Origin of the sequence: Burkholderia savannae (genome assembly GCF_001524445.2) — a bacterium.
In the GTDB taxonomy this organism is placed as follows: domain Bacteria; phylum Pseudomonadota; class Gammaproteobacteria; order Burkholderiales; family Burkholderiaceae; genus Burkholderia; species Burkholderia savannae.
Genome location: NZ_CP013418.1, coordinates 166,998 through 187,381 on the forward strand (window position 1 = coordinate 166,998; position 20,384 = coordinate 187,381).

Here is a 20,384-nt window from a genome sequence, read left to right on the forward strand (position 1 = left end):
CCGCCGCGCCTCGCCGCCCGCGCCCGTGGCCACGCTCGCCCGTTGCCGCCTTCGCCCCGGCGGCCGTCGCATGACGCTCGCGCTGCTGACGGCCGTCGCCGCCGCCGCCGCGCTGTTGCGGCTCGCGAAGCGTCGCCGTGCGAGCCGGGCGCTGTTCGCCGCGTCCGTCGCCGCGTTCTTCGCGATCGGCTGCGGCCCCGCGCCCGCGTGGTTGCTGCGCCACCTGCAAGCGCCGTACGCGGCGCGCCCGGCGATCGAATGGGGCGAGCGCAACGCGATCGTGATGCTCGGCCTCGGCACCGAGAAGATCGCCGCGACGGGCGCGGTCGAGCCCGGCACGTTTTCGTATTCGCGGGTGGTCGAGGCGGCGAGCCTTTATCGCGGCTGCCGCAAGGCGCGCGCGGGCACCGATTGCAAGGTCGTCGTGAGCGGCGGCGACGCGCGCGGCAACGGCGTGCCGGAGGCGAGCGTCTATCGCGACGCGCTGATCGGGCTCGGCATCGATGCCGCCGACGTGCTGGCCGAGCCGCGCAGCATGAACACGTGGCAGAACGCGCAATTCACGCGCGCCGTGCTGGCCGGCTATCGCGCGGACCGCGTGCTGCTCGTGACGTCGGGCGTCCACTTGCGGCGCAGCGCGCTGTATTTCGCGCACTTCGGCGTGGCCGCGATTGGCGTGCGCGCCGAGTACCTGCAAGCGGTGTCGTTCCCGTTGCCGCTCGCCTACAACTTCTCGCTCGCCGATCTCGCGCTGCACGAATATCTCGGCATCGCGCGCTACCGGCTCTACGACGCGCTCGGCTGGAACCCCGCGAGAACGCAGCCGGGCGACGCGTGACGCGCCGCCCGTTCGCGCGCCGCCGCGACGCGGCGCGTCACTGCGGATAGGCGGGCGTGAACGTCAGCTTGATCGAGTCGATCAGCATGTCGTTGTCGCGCTGATCGGCCGTTTCGCGCCACACGTGCGTTTCTCCCGCATGCGTCGCGTTCCGGTGGTCGACGGGCTCGACGACGGTCGCCGCGCCCGGCACGCGGTTGTTTCTCGGCACGACGCCGCCGCGCGCCTCGCAATACTCGGGCACCGCGATCGCGATGTCCGAGCCCGACGGCCGCGTGACGCTCGTCGCGACGGTTTGCGACGTGCAGCGGCGGTCGGTCCTCGAGGTCGGGCCGACGTCGGCCGTCGACGACCAGCCGTGGTTGTTGGCCCGGTTGTCCGGGTCGTAGCCGATGAAGTTCGGAGCGTAGCCGGCGTAGCCCGCGCCCTGTCCGGCGACGTTTCCCCAGACGCGCACCTGTGTCGCGCCGCCCTGGGGGATGTTGTTGACGAAATTGACGCGACCGTCAATATTTCGTGCCGGATGCCGTAAACGTGCCGGAGTGGCGTGCCGAGAGGGCGCTCGCCGTGCCGGCCGAAGGCCGTAACCGGTAGCCAGGCATTCCGGCATTTCGGCAAGCCCGAGAAATCCGGCCGCGACGATCTCCCGGCACGCGGGCGCGCCGCTCGCGGCACGACCCACGGCGCCGGTTCGGGCGGCGCGGCCGCTGTGCCGGTGCGCGCGATCCCCGCGTGACACGCCGCGGTTTCGCGTGATCTGATAACCTTGCGCCGTGTAAGAAATGGTTTTCCCTTATTGGTGACGGTTCCGCTATCCGATTCTGTCACGTTGTCATATAAAGGAAAGACGATAGATAGACAGTGCGGTCCGTCGCCGCCGCGCCGCGCGCCCGCGCCGCCCGCAATCACGCATTCGTAACCCCAGCAACGCAACGACGTCCAATCAAACCGTTCCCCTTCAATACAACCAGCCCGAGACCACCATGCTCCAACTGTCCCGGCGCCAGTTCCTGAAGCTGTCCGCGACGACGCTCGCCGGCTCGAGTCTAGCCCTGATGGGCTTCTCACCGGCCGAAGCGCTCGCCGAGGTCCGCCAATACAAGCTGGCGCGCACTGTCGAAACCCGCAACACCTGCCCCTACTGCTCGGTCGGTTGCGGGATACTGATGTACAGCCTCGGCGACGGCGCGAAAAACGCCACGTCGAGCATCATCCACATCGAGGGCGATCCCGACCATCCGGTCAACCGCGGCACGCTGTGCCCGAAGGGCGCGAGCCTCATCGACTTCATCCATAGCCCGAGCCGCCTCACGCAGCCCGAGTATCGCGCGGCCGGCTCCGACAAGTGGGCGCCGATCTCGTGGAGCGACGCGCTCGACCGGATCGCGAAGCTGATGAAGGCGGACCGCGACGCGAACTTCGTCGAGACGACGGACGACGGCATGAAGGTCAACCGCTGGCTCACGACGGGCATGCTGGCCGCTTCGGCGGGCAGCAACGAGGTCGGCTATCTGACGCACAAGACCGTGCGCAGCATGGGGATGCTCGCGTTCGACAACCAGGCTCGTGTCTGACATGGCCCGACGGTGGCAGGTCTTGCCCCGACGTTTGGCCGTGGCGCGATGACGAACCATTGGGTCGACATCAAGAACGCGGACGTGATTCTCGTGATGGGCGGCAACGCCGCCGAGGCGCACCCGTGCGGATTCAAATGGGTCACGGAAGCGAAGGCGCATCGCAACGCGCGCCTCGTCGTCGTCGATCCGCGCTTCACGCGCACCGCATCGGTCGCCGACTATTACGCGCCGATTCGAACCGGCACGGACATCGCATTCCTCGGCGGGATCATCAACTACCTGCTGACGAACGACAAGATCCAGCACGAGTACGTCAAGCACTACACGGATTTCTCGTTCATCGTTCGCGAGGACTTCGCGTTCGACGACGGCATCTATTCCGGCTACGACGCGGACAAGCACGCGTACCCGGACAAGTCGACGTGGGACTACGAGCGCGGCGACGACGGCTTCGTGAAGGTCGACGACACGCTTGCGCACCCGCGCTGCGTCTACAACCTGCTCAAGCAGCACTACTCGCGCTACACGCCGGAGATGGTCGAGAAGATCTGCGGCACGCCGAAGGACAAGTTCCTCAAGGTGTGCGAGATGCTTGCGACGACGGCCGTGCCCGGCCGCGCCGGCACGATCCTGTACGCGCTCGGCTGGACGCATCACTCGGTCGGCGCGCAGATGATCCGCACGGGCGCGATGGTGCAGCTGCTGCTCGGCAACATCGGCATCGCGGGCGGCGGCATGAACGCGCTGCGCGGCCACTCGAACATCCAGGGGCTCACCGACCTCGGGCTGATGTCGAACCTGCTGCCGGGCTACATGACGCTGCCGATGCAGGCCGAGCAGGATTTCGACGCGTACATCCAGAAGCGCGCGCAGCAGCCGCTGCGGCCTAACCAGCTGAGCTACTGGAAGAACTACCGCGCGTTCCACGTGAGCTTCATGAAGGCCTGGTGGGGCGATGCGGTGGGCGCCGAGAACAACTGGGGCTACGACTATCTGCCGAAGCTCGACAAGCAGTACGACCTGCTGCAGACGATCGAGCTGATGCACGCGGGCAAGATGAACGGCTACATCTGCCAGGGCTTCAATCCGCTCGCGGCGGCGCCGTCGAAGCGCAAGACCTCCGAGGCGCTCGCGAAGCTCAAGTGGCTCGTGATCATGGACCCGCTCGCGACCGAGACGTCCGAGTTCTGGAAGAACCACGGCGATTTCAACGACGTCGATTCGTCGACGATCCAGACCGAGGTGTTCCGGCTGCCGACGTCGTGCTTCGCGGAAGAGCGCGGCTCGCTCGTCAACTCCGGCCGCGTGCTGCAGTGGCACTGGCAGGGCGCGGAGCCGCCGGGCCAGGCGAAGAGCGACCTCGAGATCATGTCGGGGATCTTCCTGCGGATGCGCGACATGTACAGGAAGGACGGCGGCAAGTACCCCGATCCGATCGTCAATCTGAGCTGGCCGTACGCGAACCCGGAAAGCCCGACGCCCGAAGAGCTCGCGATGGAGTTCAACGGCCGCGCGCTGGCGGACCTGCCCGATCCGAAGGACGCGTCGAAGACGCTCGTGAAGAAGGGCGAGCAACTCGCCGGCTTCGCGCAGCTGAAGGACGACGGCACGACGTCGAGCGGCTGCTGGATCTTCTGCGGCGCGTGGACGCAAGCGGGCAACCAGATGGCGCGGCGCGACAACGCCGATCCGACGGGCATCGGCCAGACGCTCGGCTGGGCGTGGGCGTGGCCCGCGAACCGGCGGATTCTGTACAACCGCGCGTCGTGCGACGTGAGCGGCAAGCCGTTCGACCCGACGCGCAAGCTGATCGGCTGGAACGGCCGTGCGTGGACGGGCCCGGACATTCCCGACTACAAGGCCGACGAGCCGCCCGAAACCGGCATGGGGCCGTTCATCATGAACCCGGAAGGCGTCGCACGCTTCTTCGCGCGCGCCGGGATGAACGAAGGCCCGTTCCCCGAGCACTACGAGCCGTTCGAGACGCCGCTCGCCGCGAACCCGCTGCATCCGAACAACCCGCGGGCGCTGAACAATCCGGCCGCCCGCGTGTTCCCGGACGATCGGGCGGCGTTCGGCAAGGTCGACACGTTCCCGCACGTCGCGACGACGTATCGCCTGACCGAGCACTTCCATTACTGGACGAAGCATGCGCGGCTGAACGCGATCATCCAGCCCGAGCAGTTCGTCGAGATCGGCGAGGATCTCGCGAAGGAGATCGGCGTCGCGCACGGCGAGCGCGTGAAGGTGTCGTCGAACCGCGGGCACATCGTCGCGGTCGCGCTCGTCACGAAGCGGATCAAGCCGCTGACGGTCGACGGCCGCAAGGTGCAGACGGTCGGCATTCCGTTGCATTGGGGCTTCAAGGGGTTGACGAAGCCCGGCTATCTCGCGAACACCCTGACTCCGTCCGTCGGCGACGGCAACTCGTACACACCGGAATTCAAGTCGTTCCTGGTGAAGGTCGAAAAGGCGTAAGGGGAAAGAGATGGCATTGCAATCGCTCGATATCAAGCGCGTCTCGGCCACCACGACGCCGCCGCCCACCGCGCGCGAGCCGGTGACGGGCAGCGTCGCGAAGCTGATCGACGTGTCGAAGTGCATCGGCTGCAAGGCGTGTCAGACGGCTTGCATGGAATGGAACGACCTGCGCGACGAAGTCGGCACGAACGTGGGCGTCTACGACAACCCAGCCGATCTGTCGGAGCACTCGTGGACGGTGATGCGTTTCTCCGAATACGAGAACCCGGCGGGCGACCTCGAGTGGCTGATCCGCAAGGACGGCTGCATGCACTGCGAGGACCCGGGCTGCCTGAAGGCGTGCCCGTCGCCGGGCGCGATCGTTCAGTACAACAACGGGATCGTCGATTTCCACGAGGAGAACTGCATCGGCTGCGGCTATTGCGTGACCGGCTGCCCGTTCAACATCCCGCGGATCTCGAAACAGGACAATCGCGCGTACAAGTGCACGCTGTGCTCGGACCGCGTCGCGGTCGGCCAGGAGCCCGCATGCGTGAAGACCTGCCCGACGGGCGCGATCGTGTTCGGCACGAAGGACGACATGAAGCGGCACGCGGCCGAGCGCGTCGCCGATCTGAAGGGGCGCGGCTTCGAGCACGCGGGGCTGTACGATCCGGCGGGCGTCGGCGGCACGCACGTGATGTACGTGCTGCACCACGCGGACAAGCCTTCGCTGTATCACGGCCTGCCCGACAATCCGTCGATCAGCCCGATGGTGAAGCTGTGGAAGGGCATCGCGAAGCCGCTCGCGGTCGCGGGCATCGCGTTGTCCGCGCTCGCCGGCTTCTTCCACTACACGCGCGTCGGCCCGAACGAAGTGACGGACGAAGAGGAAGCCGCCGCCCGCGACGACGCGCGCCGCATCGAGGAGGACGCGAAATGAAGCATGACGACCCCAACCTGATCGTCCGCTACACGGCGAACGAGCGCTCGAACCACTGGATCACCGCGATCTCGTTCGTGCTGCTCGCGCTGTCCGGGCTCGCGCTGTTCCATCCGTCGATGTTCTGGATGACGGCGCTGTTCGGCGGCGGGCAGTGGACGCGGATTCTGCATCCGTTCGCAGGCCTCGTGATGTTCGTGTCGTTCGCGGTGATGGCCGTGCGCTACTGGCATCACAACCTGCTCGACGCGGGCGATCGCCAGTGGCTGCGGCAGATGGACGACGTGCTCGCGAACCGCGAGGAGAAGCTGCCGGAGGTGGGCCGCTATAACGCGGGGCAGAAGCTGCTATTCTTCGCGATGGTGGCGTGCCTCTTGTTGCTGCTCGTTTCCGGGATCGTGATCTGGCGGCGCTATTTCTCGTTCTACTTTCCGATCGGCGTGATTCGCGCGGCGGCCGTCGTGCATGCGGCGGCGGCGTTCGTTCTGATCGTCGGCATCGTCGTGCATGTGTACGCGGCGCTGTGGGTGAAGGGCTCGATCGGCGCGATGGTGCGCGGCACCGTGACCGTCGGCTGGGCGAGAAAGCACCATCCGAAGTGGTTTCGCGAGAGCGTGAAGTAGCGACGCATCGCACGATGCCGGCGCACGGCGCGCAAGCGGACTTTGCGCGCGCGCCGCGCGACTCGCGACGCCCGCCGGCCGCATGAGCGGCCCGGCGGGCGCGCGCACGGCAGACACAACAAGAAAGCGCCGACGATTCGGCGCTTGTTTTTTTAGGGCACTCACGTGACTGACCCAACCCAACGCATTCTCGAACCGAGCGAAATCGCATCGCTCGATCATTCGGCCATTCCGCGCGTGCGCATGCCCGAGCGCGGCGCCGTGTTCGTCGCGCGCGCCGCGCGGCTGCGCGAGCTCGCGGACCTGAACCCCATCTCGGGCTACCTGCGGCTGATGGCGGCCGTCGCCGACGCGCAGCACGAACTCGTGCAGACGTTCGAGCCGAACGCGCCCGCGCGGGACGCGATCGAGCGGGCGCAACACCATTCGATGCCGCTCGCGCCGGCGCTCGGCGGCGAGCGCGATCCGCGCTGGCGCGACGTGCTGCAAGGCCTGCTCGACCGCGTCGAGCGCGCGGGCCTCGTGAATCCGCCGCTCGCGAAGCTGATCGACGGGCTGCGGCTGCGCGCGCCCGCGGGGCTCGACGCGCAGGCCGACGCGCTCCTCGCGCAGCGCTTCGCCGAGATCGACCCGGCGTCGGCGCCGTTCCTGATGGCCGCGTTGCAGGTGGTGTGGACCGCGCTCGCGAGCCGCATCGCGCCCGCCGACGTTCCTTATCTCGAGCAGCCCGGCCTTTGCCCCGTGTGCGGCGCGCAGCCGGTGGCGAGCATCGTGCGCGTCGGCGGCCAGTATCAGGGCTACCGCTTCCTCCAGTGCGGGCTGTGCTCGAGCGAATGGCACATGGTTCGCACGAAGTGCTCGCACTGCGATTCGACGAAGGGGATCGCGTATCACGGGATCGAAGGCGGCAGCGAAGCGATCAAGGCCGAGTCGTGCGACGAGTGCCACACGTATCGGAAGATCGCCTATCAGGAGAAGGACTACGACGTCGAGCCGCTCGCGGACGATCTCGCGAGCCTCACGCTCGATCTGCTGATGGGCGAGGCGGGCTACCGGCGCGCGTCGCCGAATCCGCTGCTGTGGCCGGACCTGCCGGCCGACGCCGCGGGAGAAGAGCGGACGTGAGCGGACCGGGCGCGAACGAACTGAACGAGCTGCTCGCGCGCGTGCCGTCGGTCGAGCGCGTGCTGTCGTCGCCCGACGTGAAGCCGCTCGTCGACGAATACGGACGCACGCGCGCGCTCGCCGCGGTGCGCGCGTCGCTCGACGCGTGGCGCGACGCCGCGCGCCGCGATCCGGCCGCGGCCGGCGCGCTCGACGACGCGCGGATCGCGGCCGACGTGCGCGCGCGTCTCGCGGCGGACGCGGCGGGCGCGCTGCGCGCGGTGTTCAACCTGACGGGCACCGTGCTGCACACGAATCTCGGGCGCGCGCTGCTGCCGGACGAAGCGGTGCGCGCGGTCGTGCAGGCGCTCACGCAGCCGATGAATCTCGAATTCGATCTCGCGACCGGCCGCCGCGGCGACCGCGACGATCTGATCGACGAGCTCGTCTGCGAGCTGACGAGCGCCGAGGCCGCCACCGTCGTCAACAACAACGCGGCCGCCGTGCTGCTCGCGCTGTCCGCGCTCGCGCCGAAGAAGGAGGTGATCGTATCGCGCGGCGAGCTCGTGGAGATCGGCGGCGCGTTTCGCATTCCCGACATCATGAGCCGCGCGGGCGCGAAGCTGCGCGAGGTCGGCACGACGAATCGCACGCATCTGAGGGACTATGCGGACGCGATCGGGCCGCGCACCGCGCTCCTGATGAAAGTGCATTGCAGCAATTACGCGATCAGCGGCTTCACGAAGGAAGTGACGCTGCAGGAACTCGCGCCGCTCGCGCGCGAGCGCGGGCTGCCCGTGGCCGTCGATCTCGGCAGCGGCACGCTCGTCGACCTGACGCGCTGGGGCTTGCCGAAGGAGACGACGGTGCGCGAGACCGTCGAAGCGGGCGCCGACCTCGTCACGTTCAGCGGCGACAAGCTGCTCGGCGGCCCGCAGGCGGGCCTCGTCGTCGGGCGGCGCGATCTGATCGCGAAGATCAAGAAGCATCCGCTCAAGCGCGCGCTGCGCGTCGGCAAGCTGACGCTCGCCGCGCTCGAGCCGGTGCTGCGCCTGTACCAGGCGCCGGAATTCCTGCGCGAGCGGCTGACGACGCTGCGGCTCCTCACGCGCGCGCAGGCGGACATCGCGGCGGCGGCCGAGCGCGTGCGCCCGGTGCTGCAACAGGCGATCGGCGCGGCATTCGTCGTGAACGTCGAGCCGATGTTCAGCCAGATCGGCAGCGGCGCGCTGCCCGTCGATCAATTGCCGAGCTGCGGCCTCGTCGTGCGCGCGAGCGACGGCAAGCGCAGCGGCCGCGCGCTCGCGCAGCTCGAGAAGCGCCTGCGCGGCTGGCCGCGTCCGGTGCTCGGCCGCATCGCCGACGACGCGCTGCGGCTCGACCTGCGCTGCCTCGAAGCCGACGACGAAGCCGCGCTCGTCGCGCAGTGCGCGCAAGCCTCGACGGACACGCCCGCATGATCGTCGGAACCGCAGGCCACATCGATCACGGCAAGACGACGCTCGTGCGCGCGCTCACGGGCGTCGACACCGATCGGCTGAAGGAAGAGAAGGCGCGCGGCATCTCGATCGAGCTCGGTTACGTGTACACGCCGCTGCCGAACGGCGACGTGCTCGGCTTCATCGACGTGCCCGGCCACGAGAAGCTCGTGCATACGATGGCGGCGGGCGCGTGCGGGATCGACTTCGCGCTCGTCGTGATCGCCGCCGACGACGGCGTGATGCCGCAAACGCGCGAGCATCTCGCGATTCTGCAATTGCTCGGCGTGGCGCGCGGCGCGGTCGCGCTGACCAAATGCGATCGCGCCGACGCGGCGCGCATCGCGCAGGTGCGCGACGAGATCCGCGCGTGGCTCGCGACCTCGCCGCTCGCCGGCGCGCCGATCTTCGAGACGCGCGCGACCGAGGCGGGCGACGCGGGCGTCGCCGCGCTGAACGCGCATCTGCGCGATACGGCGCTCGCATGGCGCGCGCGGCGCGACGATGGCCTGTTCAGGCTCGCGGTCGACCGCGTGTTCACGCTCGCGGGGCAGGGCACCGTCGTGACCGGGACCGCGTTCGCGGGGCGCGTGAGCACGGGCGATACGCTCGCCGTCGCGCGCACGGGCGAATCGGTGCGCGTGCGCAGCATCCATGCGCAGAACCGCGCGACCGACGTCGGCCATGCGGGCGAGCGCTGCGCGCTGAACCTCGCGGGCATCGACAAGGCGGCGCTCGCGCGCGGCGATGCGATCGTCGATCCGCGGCTCGCGGCGCTGTCGCCGCGTATCGACGTCGAGCTGACGCTGACGCCGGACGCCGACCTGACGATCTCGCACTGGACGCCGCTGCACGTGCATCTCGGCACGCTGCACCGCGTCGCGCATGTCGCGCTGCTCGACGGCGACGCACTCGGGCCCGGCCAGCGTGCGCGCGCGCAACTGAATTTCTCGGAGCCGGTGTTCGCGGTGCCGGGCGAGCGCTTCATCGTGCGCAACGCGCAGGCGACGCGCACGGTCGGCGGCGGCCGCGTGCTCGATCCGTTTGGCCCCGCGCGCAAGCGGCGCACGAGCGCGCGGCGCGCATGGCTCGACGCGCTTGCGACGTGGCTCGACGAAGGCCGCCTCGACGCGCTGCTCGACGAAGCGCCGCTCGGCATCACGCGCGCGACGCTGATGCACCTGACCGGCTTGCCGGCGCAGGCGTGGACGCTGCCCGCCGATGCGGTGAACGTCGCGTCGCCGGGCAAGCATGCGGACCAAGCGCGCGTCGTCGCGCGCCGGCATTGGGACGCGCTGCGCGCGCGCGCGCTCGACGCGCTCGCGACGTTTCACCAGCGCTCGCCGGACGAGCAGGGGCCGGACGTCGCGCGGCTGCGCCGGATCGCGGCGCCGCTCGCGGACGACGCATTGTGGCGCGCGCTGACAGACGCGCTGATCGCGGACGGCGCGGTTGCGCGCAGCGGGCCATGGCTGCATCTGCCGTCGCACGCGGTGAGCTTCGACGCGAACGAGGAAGCGTTGGCCGGGCGCTTGCTGCCGCTCGTCGCGGCGGGCCGCTACGATCCGCCGTGGGTGCGCGATCACGCGGCGGCGACGGGCGCGGCGGAGGACGCGGTGCGCGCGCTGCTGCGCAAGCTCGCGCGGCGGGGCGACGTGCAGCAGGTCGTGCGCGATCTGTTCTATCACCGCGACGTGATCGCGGAGCTCGCGCGATTGATCGCGCGGCTCGCGGACGAGCGCGGCGGCTCGCTCGACGCGGCGACGTTTCGCAATGCGACGGGCCTCGGCCGCAAGCGGGCAATTCAAATTCTCGAGTTCTTCGATCGCGTTGGGTATACTCGCTTCCACCGCGATCTTCACTGGTTGCGGGCCGACAGCCGATTGTTGATCGGTTCGCAGTAGCCCGGTTCCGGGCGTGTGTAGTTCGCAACGGATCTCGACGGGACGGCATGCTTCATGTCCGCTCCCGTTTCCGTTCTCGCAGGAAGGCATTCGTATCCGGTGGTGCGGCTGGGCTTCAAACCCAGTTGGTGCGGTCAGCCCGCGCCAGGTCGGTTCGACTCCGGCTGTCTTCCGCCATAAGGCGTTGCGGGAAATTGCGCAATCGGGATTCGAAGCAATTCAGTTCCGCAAATGTCATTCTTTTCCGCAATTCCGTTATTTCGTCGGCTTCACCTTGTCGCCGCGGCGATTGCGAACATAGTGCTCCGTCATGGTGACCGAAGTGTGCCCGAGCTGCCTTTGTGCTTGGCGAATATCGCCCGTGCTGTCCGTCTTGTCGGTGCCAGCCTTCGCCCGCAGACCTCGAAATTGGAATTCGTTGTCGCGCACGCCGGCTTTTCTTCTGGCGTCGCGGAAGCGTCGTCGAAGAGTATCGAGCGTCATTCGTTCGCCTTTCTCGTTGACGACTAGCGCGGTGCTGACAATCTTGTATCCGGCTTTGCGGGCGCGAATGCGATTGATCACGGCCATAAGCTCGCCCGTCACCTCCATTCTGAGCTTCTTGCCGGTCTTGCCCTGATCGATGTGCAGGAAGTTGTCATGGATATCGCGCTCGTCATGCAGCAAGGTATCCTGCGGTCGCTGGTCAGTCAGGTAGGCGAGGTCCATTGCGTCGCGTGTCGGCTGATCCGCATGGTCGTAGACTTTTCGGAACAGGTCATCTTCCACGTACACATCGCGCCCCGACTCGCTGTATTTCTTGATTCCCAAGCAGGGATTCGCCGCCTTTGTCATTCCGATTTCGCGTGCGAAGTTGGCGCAGCATCAAGTACGAAGAGATTTACCTGCGGGCCTACGAGTCGGTCAGCCATGCTCGGCGCTCCATCGGCGACTACATCGAGCTGTACAACCGGAAACGGCCCCATTCGAGCCTGGCGGATCAGACGCCGGATGAGGCATACTTCGCGACGCTGCCTGCGATCAAATCGGCCGCATGATTGCCTCGGACGTTCCACTTAAAAATCTCAGAAACCTGTCCGAACGAGTGAGGCCACCTCTCCCGCGCGCACGTTGACGATCACGGGCAGCCCCGGCTCCTCGATGCGCAGGATCGTCGGCCCGCGATTGCCCATCACCGCGATGAAGCACGTCAGCGCGAGCGTCTCACGCAGCCGCGCGGATCGGCTCGGCCTCGCGCATCGCGGCGACGCCGATCTGCAGTGCCTCGGTGCCGAGGTAGTCCTGCTGCGTGCCGCTGTCCTGCGATACGAATCCTTCCTCGATCAGGCTCGCCAGATGGCGATGCACTTTCGCGGCGCTTTCGTCGACGTGCGCCGCGAACGCCGTCAGCGTCGCGCGCCAGCCGAGCCGCGCGAGTCCCTTGAGCACCGCCATGCCGGTGGCGGCCGCCTGCTCGCGTTGCCGCCGCTTGCGCGGCGCGGGCGCGTCGACGGCCGGCTCAGGTGCGGCGCGCGCGGGAGCGGATCGTCTTCGCGGGTTTCAGGGTAGAGGCCTTTTTCGTCATCCGGCGATCGTAGTGCGTGTCACCGGCGGCGAGCGGACGCCGCCCCGGCCGCGTGACTACCCGCGTGACTACGATAGGAATGCGATGCACGTTGATCCCGATCTATGATTGCGCAATGCGCACCAGGGTTACGCAAAACGTCATTCCTCAATTGGAGGACCGCGATGACGAATGTCGCATCCGCATCCGCATCCGCATCCGCATCCGCATCGGCTTCGCTCGCCGCGCCGTGTCCGTTTCACGCCGCGTCGCCCTCCGGCGCGCCGCGCCCGGCCGGGTGCCCGGCGAGCGCCGGGGCGGCGGCGTTCGATCCGTTCTGCGACGCCTATCAGCAGGACCCGCCCGAATACGTGCGCTGGGCGCGCGAGCAGGAGCCCGTGTTCTACAGCCCGAAGCTCGGCTACTGGGTCGTCGCGCGCTACGACGACATCAAGGCGATCTTTCGCGACAACCGGACGTTCAGCCCGTCGATCGCGCTCGAGAAGATCACGCCGACGGGGGCGGAAGCGAACGCGGTGCTCGCGTCGTACGGCTATGCGATGAACCGCACGCTCGTCAACGAGGACGAGCCCGCGCACATGGCGCGCCGGCGCCTGCTGATCGAGCCTTTCACGCCCGATGCACTGCGCGCGCACGAGCCGATGGTGCGGCGGCTCGCGCGCGAATACGTCGACCGCTTCATCGACGACGGTCGCGCGGATCTCGTCGACCAGATGCTGTGGGAAGTGCCGCTCACGGTCGCGCTGCATTTCCTCGGCGTGCCCGAGGAGGACATGGACACGCTGCGCCGATACTCGATCGCGCACACGGTCAATACGTGGGGCCGTCCGCGGCCGGAGGAGCAGGTTGCGGTCGCGCAGGCGGTCGGGCAGTTCTGGCGCTACGCGGGCAAGGTGCTCGACAAGATGCGCGAAGATCCGTCGGGGCCCGGCTGGATGCAGTTCGGCATCCGCATGCAGCGCGAGCATCCGGACGTCGTCACCGATTCGTATCTGCATTCGATGATGATGGCGGGCATCGTCGCCGCGCACGAGACCACCGCGAACGCCGCCGCGAATGCGCTGAAGCTGCTGCTGCAACACCCGCACGCGTGGCGCGAGCTTTGCGATGACGCGTCGCTGATCCCGAACGCGGTCGACGAATGCCTGCGCCACAACGGATCGATCGCCGCGTGGCGGCGGCTCGCGACGTGCGATGCGACGGTCGGCGGCGTCGCGATTCCGGCCGGCGCGAAACTGCTGATCGTCACGTCGTCGGCGAATCGCGACGAGCGCCACTTCGCCGATCCGGACCTGTTCGACATTCATCGCGACAATCCCGCCGATCACCTGACGTTCGGCTACGGCTCGCATCAATGCATGGGCAAGCATCTCGCGCGAATGGAGATGCAGATCTTCATCGACGAGCTGACACGCCGCCTGCCGCACATGCGGCTTGCCGAGCAACGCTTTACGTATGTGCCGAACACGTCGTTTCGCGGTCCGGAGCATCTGCGGGTCGAATGGAACCCGGCCGAGAATCCGGAGCGGCGGCGCGCGCACGCGCGGCGGTCCGCGCTGGCCGTGCGGATCGGCGAATCGGGCGCGCGCGGCGCGGGGCGCGCGATGCGCGTCGACAGCGTGACGGCCGTGGCCGAGGGCATTCTGCGTGTGCGTCTCGCCGCGCCCGACGGCGCGCCGCTGCCGCGCTGGAGCGCAGGCGCGCACATCGACGTCGAGTGCGGCGACACCGGCCTTTCGCGTCAGTATTCGCTATGCGGCGATCCGGACGAGCGCGGCGCGTACGAGATCGCCGTGCTGCGCGAGCCGGCGAGCCGGGGCGGCTCCGCCTGGATGCACGAGCGGTTGCGGCCCGGCATGCGCGTGAGGATTCGCGGGCCGCGCAATCACTTTCGGCTCGACGCGCATGCGCGCCGTGCGGTCCTGATCGCGGGCGGCATCGGCATCACGCCGATCGGTGCGATCGCGCGGGAAGCGCGTGCGCGCGGCATCGACTACACGTTGCATTACAGCGGGCGCAGCCGGCGAACGATGGCGTTCGTCGGCGAGCTCGCCGCGCTGCACGGCGACCGGCTGCGCTTGCACGTATCGGACGAAGGCGCGCGCCACGATTTCGCCGCGCTCGATGTCGCGCCCGGCACGCAGGTTTATGCGTGCGGGCCGGCGCGGATGCTCGCCGCGCTGGCCGCATGCGCGTCGCGCTGGCCGGCGGACGCGCTGCGCGTCGAGCATTTCGCGGCCGGCGCGCCGCGCGTCGATCCGGCCGCCGAGCAGCCGTTCGAAGTCGAGCTGGCGGATTCGGGCCTCACGCTGACGGTGCCCTCGAACCGGACGCTGCTTGCGACGCTGCGCGCCGCGAACGTCGACGTGCAGAGCGATTGCGAGGAGGGGCTGTGCGGCGCGTGCGAGGTGCGCGTGCTCGCGGGCGAAGTCGACCATCGCGACAGCGTGCTGAGCGCGAGCGAGCGCGCGGCGAACACGCGGATGATGGCGTGTTGCTCGCGCGCGAAGCGCGGGCGGCTCGTGCTCGAACTGTAGCGGGGCTGGCCGCCCCGGCGCAGGACGGGCGACGACGAGGAGACGACGCGCGCGCGTGCGTGCGGGCGTGCGGGAAAGGCTTGACAACAGCCGCTTCGGCGCGCAGCGGGATGGCGAGGGCAACGGGGGGCGGCGTCGGCGGCGATGCGCTTTCGCCGCGTGCGCGGGCGTGGCGAAGCACGGCGCGCGCGGCGCGGCGAAAGCGCATGCCGGGCGTCGGCGAGGCGTGCCTTGCGCGGCGCGCGAACGCATCGCGCAAGGCACGAGGCGCGTCGAATCTGTCGCGCTGCGGCCTGGTCAAAGCGGCTTGCGCATCCTAATTTAAGAATACGCATCGCCGCGATTGGCCGTGATTCGTCGCGATTCGAACGAGACGAGGAAAGGCAAGACGAATATCGGCAAACGGCGCTGAAACCGGCCGACGGCAGCCGGTTTGGACCGGCCGGGTTTTCCGATCGCGCACCGGCGAATCACCGGCGAATCCGGCTGTCGAGCCTTCGCTGCCGACGAAGCGAAGCCGCTAATTGAGCCGGATGAAATGCCGGATCGGATTGGCGCGGCGATGTCGACGCGCGCCGGTCGCCGGATGCGTGCCGCATCCGGCGCGAAAACGCGGCGCGGACGTCGCGTCGCCTCGCCGACGAGCGCGTCGCGGCGGCGAAGCGCGCGTTCGTCCGTTCGACGGCATCCGCGCATTCATTTCACGAGCCGAGGAGAACTGCGATGGCCTTCAAGATTCTCAGTTGCGACGGTGGCGGCATCAGGGGATTGATCACCGCCTTGCTCATTCAGGATCTCGATCGACGCAGCGGGATGCTTGCGAGGACGGACGGCTTCGCCGGCACGTCGACGGGCGGCCTGATCGCGCTCGCGCTTGCGCGCGGCGTGCCGATCTCGCAAGTCGTCGACGTCTACAGAAGGCGAGGCGCGGAGATATTCCAGGAGAACGGCGCGTGGCTCGAACAGAGGGCGGCGCTCGCAACGAACGCCGCGGCTGTCGACGCGCTGGCCGGGCCGGGGCTTCTCGCATGCAAGTACGTGAACACGGGGCTCAAACGCATCGCGCAGGAACTGCTGCGCGGCGGGGATCTGAGCGAGCTGCGCCGCCTGATCGTCGTCAATTCGGCGCGCTTGTGGGACCCGGCGATGCAGGGCTGGACCGCCTGCACGTTCTCGAACGCGAGCGGCAATGCATATCGCCACGTGAGTCTCGTCGACGCGGCGCTCGCCACGTCGGCCGCGCCTTCGTATTTTCCGCCGTACGAAGTGCCGCTGCTCGGCTATTTCGCGGACGGCGGCGTATTCGCGAACAATCCGTCGATGACCGCCGTCTCCGAGGCGCTCGCGAGCGGCCTCGGCGGCGACCTCGGCAATTTGCGCGTGCTGTCGCTCGGCACGGGCGTCAGTCGCGAGGGCGTTCGTCCGGACGCCGTCGGCGACCCGCTCGGATGGGGCGTGACGACATGGTTCTGGCCGTTCGCGAGCAACGGCGTACCGGCGGCGGCGCTGCTCGGGCTGACGTTCGATACGACGACGATGCTCGCGACGCAGCAGGCGGCGCAATTGCTCGGCGGATGCTACCGGCGCGCCAATCTCGCGTTGGGCGATGCCGTGGAACTCGACGACTGGCGCATGGCCGCTCGGCTGGAGAACGAAACGCTCGCGTACATGGCGACGCCCGAGTGGGAGAGCGTTTGCCAGTGGGTCGACGCGAACTGGCGTTGACGGCGTTGACGGCGTGCGCGGCGCGGCGCGCGGTGACGCGGCCGCGCGCCGTGCGGCGGTTCGCCATGCGCTCGGCGCGACCCGAATGATTCCGCGCGCCGTCGCCGTCACGCGTTGCCGAGCAGCGCCGCGATCGTCTCCGGCGACGGCAATTCGTAAGTTCGCCAAACCAGCTCGCCGCGCCGATCGATCATCTGCACCTGCGTGGCGTGATTGTCGAGACCCGTGCGGCCGCCGCCGAAGAACGCCTGCAGCGCGTCGACATCCTTCAGCCCGGGCGCGGCGGCGATCCAGCCGGGACGCGCGCCGAAGCGGGCGAGCCACGCTTGCATTCGCCGCGGCGTGTCTTCGAGCGGGCTGATGCTGAGCGACAGCAACTGGATGTCCGGCTTCGGATGCGGGCCGAGCAGCGTTTGCACGCGCCGGAACACGGCGCCCTGGATCGGGCACGTCGACGAGCAGCCCGTGTAGAACAGCTGCAGCGCGGTAACGCGGCCGGCGAGCAGCGCGCGCAGGCGGGTTGCGCGGCCGTCCGCCGTGCGCAGCGGCATGTCGGGCACCGGCACGGGCGGCGCGATCAGGCCGCCGTGATAGCCGCTTTGGCCGGCCGGCGGCCGTGCGCGTTCTGTCGCCGCGAGCGCGGGCAGCGCCGGCGCGAGCGATGCACCGAGCGCGGCGGCGAGCAGCGCGCGCCGTTGCATGTGGATTTCATCGGCGCTCATGCGGCGCCTCGTTCAGAAAGGTCCAGAGCGCGGTGCAATCGCGCTCGCCGATGCGGTAGCGCGGCATTTCGACATTGATCAATACGTAGGCCGGATCGAGCCCGGTGCGCAGCAGCGCGCAGAACGCATCGCGATCGTAGCGGCTCGGCGGGCCGCCGCGCCGGCTCTGCAAATCGCCGAGCCACATGCGCGTGAGGCGCGGTGCAATCGAATTCGGCACCGCGGCGCCCGCGCCCGCCGCGTGACAGTTCGCGCAGCGCACGAGCGGCGCGGGCAGATCGCCGGGATGCATCGGCAGTCGCCCCTGCAGCCGCGCGTCGCCTCCGAACAACGCACGGCCGCGCGCCGCGAGATCGTTCGCGTGCGCCGCGTGGCCGGGCCACGCGAGCGCAAGCACGAGCGTCAGCGCGAGTCCCGTCGATGATGCGCGGCGCGCGCGCTGTTCGCCGAGCATCGTCACGAGATCCGGATCGACGTCGACACGCTCGGCACGCCCTGCGCGTTCAGCGCGAACAGCATGTAGTAGCCGGGCAGGACGATGCCGGGATCGGCGGGAATCGCGAGCCGGTAGCTCGTTGCGCCGGAGGACGTCATCGCGAGCGGAATGCGCCGCTGGTCGTTGTTCGTCGAATGCGTGACGGACGACAGGCGCATCAGCACGAACGACGTCACCGGCCCCTGCGTCGACACGCTGATCGACGCGCCGAGGCTCGCCGACGTCGGCGCCGACACGATCGCCGGCCGCTGCGCCGGCGTGCCGTCGGCGTTGAGCAGGTACGGCGGCGTCAGGATCTCCGCGTTCAGGTGATTCATCGCGCAGCCGGCGCCGCACTGGCCGCCGCCGCCCGCGAACACGCGGCCGTCCGGCATCAGGATCGCCGTGCTGTGATAGGTGCGCGGCGTCTGCATCGGCTTGAGCAGATTGAAGCGCTGCGTCGCGGGGTCCCAGATTTCGGGAACCATGATCGCGGTCGTGTCGGTGAATGGCATCGGCACGCTCTGGCCGCCGATCATCACGATGTTGCCGTTCGGCAAGATCACGCTGTTCGCGAACGCGCGCTGGTAAGTCATGCCGTTCAGGCGCTGCACCGCCGCCGGCTGATTCGGCCCGCGCGTGATGTCGATCTGATAGACCGAATTCGACGCGTAGGTCGTGACGCTGCCGTTCTGCTGATACGATTTCGCGCCGCCCGCTTTCAGGATCTTGCCGACGTCGTACAGCGACGCGGTGCCGTTGATGCTGAACGGATCGACGCCGCGCATGCCTGCCGACTGAATCGCGCCGCCGCCGTTCGTCGAGATCCAGTTCATCTGCGAGCTCGGCCCCGCATGGAACACGGTGCCGTTGCCTTGTGCGAACAGCCACAGGTGGTTGTCGCCGCGATAGATGCCCTGCGGGTCCGGGCCGACGATATTCGTCTCCGGCACGCCGGGCAGCAGCGTCCACGCGCCGCCGTTCGTCCACACCTCGGCGGTCTTGCCGCCCTGGCCGCCGCTCCACGAGCCGCCGAGCGTGAGCACCGAGCCGTTCGACAGCAGCGTGTCGCCCTGATAGCCGCGCGCGATGTTCATCGTCGCCGCCGCGCTCCACGTGTTGCTCGACCAGTCGTAGAGTGTCGTCTTCGGGCTGCTGTCGCCGCCGTTCACGAGCAGCCGGCCGTCCGGTAGCATCGCGGTGCCGGGGCAGAACATGTCCGAGCCCGCCGACGTTTCGAGATATGGCGTCGCCTGATTCGTCGCCGGATCGAACACGGCGGTTTGCGTTTGCGTCGTCTTGCCGCCGACGTCGTTCTGAAAGCTGAACTGCTGATCCGCCGACCACATCACGAGCTTGCCGTTCGGCGTGTTCGCGAGGCCGATCGGATTGACGGGCAGCGGAATCACCGGGCTCCACGCGGACGGCAGCGTGACCGGGAACGACTGCGGCAGGCTGAGCGCGAACTGATCGTTGAGCGCGTTCGCGTCCTGGCACGGATACTGGATCAGTGGCGCGCCCGACGACAGCGAGCCGCCGCTCACGTTCGCGCACATGCCGCTCGACACCGAGATCAGCCGGTACTTCGATCCGACGGGAACGACCGTCCATTGATCGTTGGTCTGCGCGTCGCCCTGACAGGGGTACTGAATGAGCGGCGTGCCGCTCGTCGTGTTTGCGCCGGACACGTTCAGGCATTGCCCGGTGCTTTGCGACACGACGTGATAGCCGCTGCCGGCCGGCAGCAGCGACCAGCTCGTGCCGCCCTGATTCGAGCATGCGCCCTGCACGACCGGCGCGGCGGCGGCCGTCGATCCGCCACTGACGCTCATGCAAAGATTGCTGCTCGCCGCCGCGACGTTGGTGAACGCGACGACGGGCAAGTACACGTTGAACTGGTCGTTGAGCGCGCCCGCGCTTTGGCACGGATACTGGATCAGCGCCGCGCCGCCCGCGCGCGATGCGCCGCTGACGTTCACGCACATGCCGCTCGACGCGGACACGATCCGGTAGCTCGAGCCGACCGCGACGATCGTCCATTGATCGTTGGTCATGCTGCTGTTCTGACATGCATACTGGATCAGTTGCGTGCCGCTCGCGAGCGAGCCGCCGGGCACGTTCAGGCACAGGCCGCTGCCTTGCAGCACGATGTGATAACGGCTGCCGACGGGGACGAACGACCACGTCGTGTTATTGAGGCCCGCGCACGACGTCTGCACGATGCCCGCGCCCGACGCGGTCGAGTTGCCGGCGGCGGACACGCACAGTCCGCTGTCCGCGCCGACGATGTCCGAATACGAGGCCGTGACGGCCGCGAGCGCGCCTTGCGGCAGCAAGAAGCCGGCGACCAATAAGCACAGCCAATATTGTGCGCGACGCCACGCGAATCGAAAGAAGTGCATCTCCGCCTCGTCATATGTTTTTCCCGCGGCGT

14 protein-coding genes, 1 tRNA gene and 2 pseudogenes are annotated in these 20,384 nt (G+C 68.6%); 11 read left to right on the plus strand and 6 right to left on the minus strand.

The features are described from left to right. Positions 1 to 70: 70 nt before the first annotated feature. Complete coding sequence (locus WS78_RS21555) at positions 71 to 838, plus strand: YdcF family protein (RefSeq protein WP_059576197.1); 768 nt, start codon at positions 71 to 73, stop codon at positions 836 to 838. 37 nt (positions 839 to 875) lie between these two features. Here WS78_RS21555 and WS78_RS37725 read toward each other — a convergent pair whose 3' ends face one another. Next, complete coding sequence (locus WS78_RS37725) at positions 876 to 1,295, minus strand: hypothetical protein (RefSeq protein ID WP_226377279.1); 420 nt, start codon at positions 1,293 to 1,295, stop codon at positions 876 to 878. Positions 1,296 to 1,821: 526 nt separating this feature from the next. Between WS78_RS37725 and fdnG the strand changes: the two genes are divergently transcribed. The 7 genes from fdnG to WS78_RS36145 all read left to right on the plus strand — a co-directional run bounded on the left by fdnG (position 1,822) and on the right by WS78_RS36145 (position 11,104). Further along, positions 1,822 to 4,893, plus strand: a complete 3,072-nt coding sequence (fdnG, locus tag WS78_RS21575) for a formate dehydrogenase-N subunit alpha (protein WP_082717702.1) — start codon at positions 1,822 to 1,824, stop codon at positions 4,891 to 4,893. A 10-nt stretch (positions 4,894 to 4,903) separates the two neighbouring features. Continuing rightward, positions 4,904 to 5,818, plus strand: coding sequence for a formate dehydrogenase subunit beta (gene fdxH / locus WS78_RS21580; protein ID WP_038743641.1), 915 nt, complete (start codon positions 4,904 to 4,906; stop codon positions 5,816 to 5,818). Further along, the gene (locus WS78_RS21585) at positions 5,815 to 6,441 is read left to right on the plus strand and encodes a formate dehydrogenase subunit gamma (protein WP_038743643.1); all 627 of its coding nucleotides are present in this window, start codon (positions 5,815 to 5,817) and stop codon (positions 6,439 to 6,441) included. Before fdxH ends, WS78_RS21585 begins: the two co-directional genes overlap by 4 nt. A gap of 165 nt (positions 6,442 to 6,606) precedes the next feature. Then, positions 6,607 to 7,566 (plus strand): formate dehydrogenase accessory protein FdhE, encoded by a 960-nt coding sequence (gene fdhE, locus WS78_RS21590; RefSeq protein ID WP_059576194.1) that lies wholly within the window; start codon positions 6,607 to 6,609, stop codon positions 7,564 to 7,566. Then, complete coding sequence (gene selA / locus WS78_RS21595) at positions 7,563 to 9,005, plus strand: L-seryl-tRNA(Sec) selenium transferase (protein WP_059576191.1); 1,443 nt, start codon at positions 7,563 to 7,565, stop codon at positions 9,003 to 9,005. The genes fdhE and selA overlap by 4 nt, the downstream gene beginning before the upstream one ends. Continuing rightward, on the plus strand, positions 9,002 to 10,927 hold the full coding sequence (gene selB / locus WS78_RS21600) for a selenocysteine-specific translation elongation factor (RefSeq protein ID WP_059576188.1): 1,926 nt from the start codon (positions 9,002 to 9,004) through the stop codon (positions 10,925 to 10,927). The genes selA and selB overlap by 4 nt, the downstream gene beginning before the upstream one ends. An 81-nt stretch (positions 10,928 to 11,008) precedes the next feature. Beyond that, positions 11,009 to 11,104 (plus strand) — tRNA-Sec (locus WS78_RS36145). Positions 11,105 to 11,182: 78 nt separating this feature from the next. On the opposite strand, the gene WS78_RS21605 is transcribed toward WS78_RS36145, so the two are convergent. Next, on the minus strand, positions 11,183 to 11,737 hold the full coding sequence (locus WS78_RS21605) for a tyrosine-type recombinase/integrase (protein WP_226377280.1): 555 nt from the start codon (positions 11,735 to 11,737) through the stop codon (positions 11,183 to 11,185). A gap of 29 nt (positions 11,738 to 11,766) precedes the next feature. Between WS78_RS21605 and WS78_RS21610 the strand changes: the two are divergent. Continuing rightward, positions 11,767 to 11,964 (plus strand): annotated as a pseudogene (locus tag WS78_RS21610) (integrase core domain-containing protein); the annotation flags it as partial. Positions 11,965 to 12,006: 42 nt separating this feature from the next. On the opposite strand, the pseudogene WS78_RS21615 reads toward WS78_RS21610, so the two are convergent. Further along, positions 12,007 to 12,491: pseudogene (locus tag WS78_RS21615) on the minus strand (helix-turn-helix domain-containing protein); the annotation flags it as partial. A gap of 164 nt (positions 12,492 to 12,655) precedes the next feature. On the opposite strand from WS78_RS21615, the gene WS78_RS21620 reads away from it, so the two are divergent. Then, the gene (locus tag WS78_RS21620; protein WP_059576178.1) at positions 12,656 to 15,028 is read left to right on the plus strand and encodes a cytochrome P450/oxidoreductase; all 2,373 of its coding nucleotides are present in this window, start codon (positions 12,656 to 12,658) and stop codon (positions 15,026 to 15,028) included. A gap of 723 nt (positions 15,029 to 15,751) precedes the next feature. Then, positions 15,752 to 16,753 (plus strand): patatin-like phospholipase family protein, encoded by a 1,002-nt coding sequence (locus WS78_RS21635; RefSeq protein ID WP_059576170.1) that lies wholly within the window; start codon positions 15,752 to 15,754, stop codon positions 16,751 to 16,753. Positions 16,754 to 16,860: 107 nt separating this feature from the next. Here the strand turns inward: WS78_RS21635 and WS78_RS21640 are convergent, their stop codons facing one another. The 3 genes from WS78_RS21640 to WS78_RS21650 are packed head-to-tail and all read right to left on the minus strand — an operon-like array spanning position 16,861 to position 20,352. Continuing rightward, positions 16,861 to 17,475: an SCO family protein gene (locus tag WS78_RS21640; protein WP_059576167.1), complete on the minus strand. Its 615-nt coding sequence runs from the start codon at positions 17,473 to 17,475 to the stop codon at positions 16,861 to 16,863. Next, positions 17,462 to 17,935: a hypothetical protein gene (locus tag WS78_RS21645; protein ID WP_059576164.1), complete on the minus strand. Its 474-nt coding sequence runs from the start codon at positions 17,933 to 17,935 to the stop codon at positions 17,462 to 17,464. The genes WS78_RS21640 and WS78_RS21645 overlap by 14 nt, the downstream gene beginning before the upstream one ends. Next, positions 17,932 to 20,352 carry an RICIN domain-containing protein gene (locus tag WS78_RS21650; RefSeq protein WP_059576162.1) on the minus strand — a complete coding sequence of 807 codons (2,421 nt, stop codon included), beginning with the start codon at positions 20,350 to 20,352 and terminating at the stop codon, positions 17,932 to 17,934. The genes WS78_RS21645 and WS78_RS21650 overlap by 4 nt, the downstream gene beginning before the upstream one ends. Positions 20,353 to 20,384: the final 32 nt, after the last annotated feature.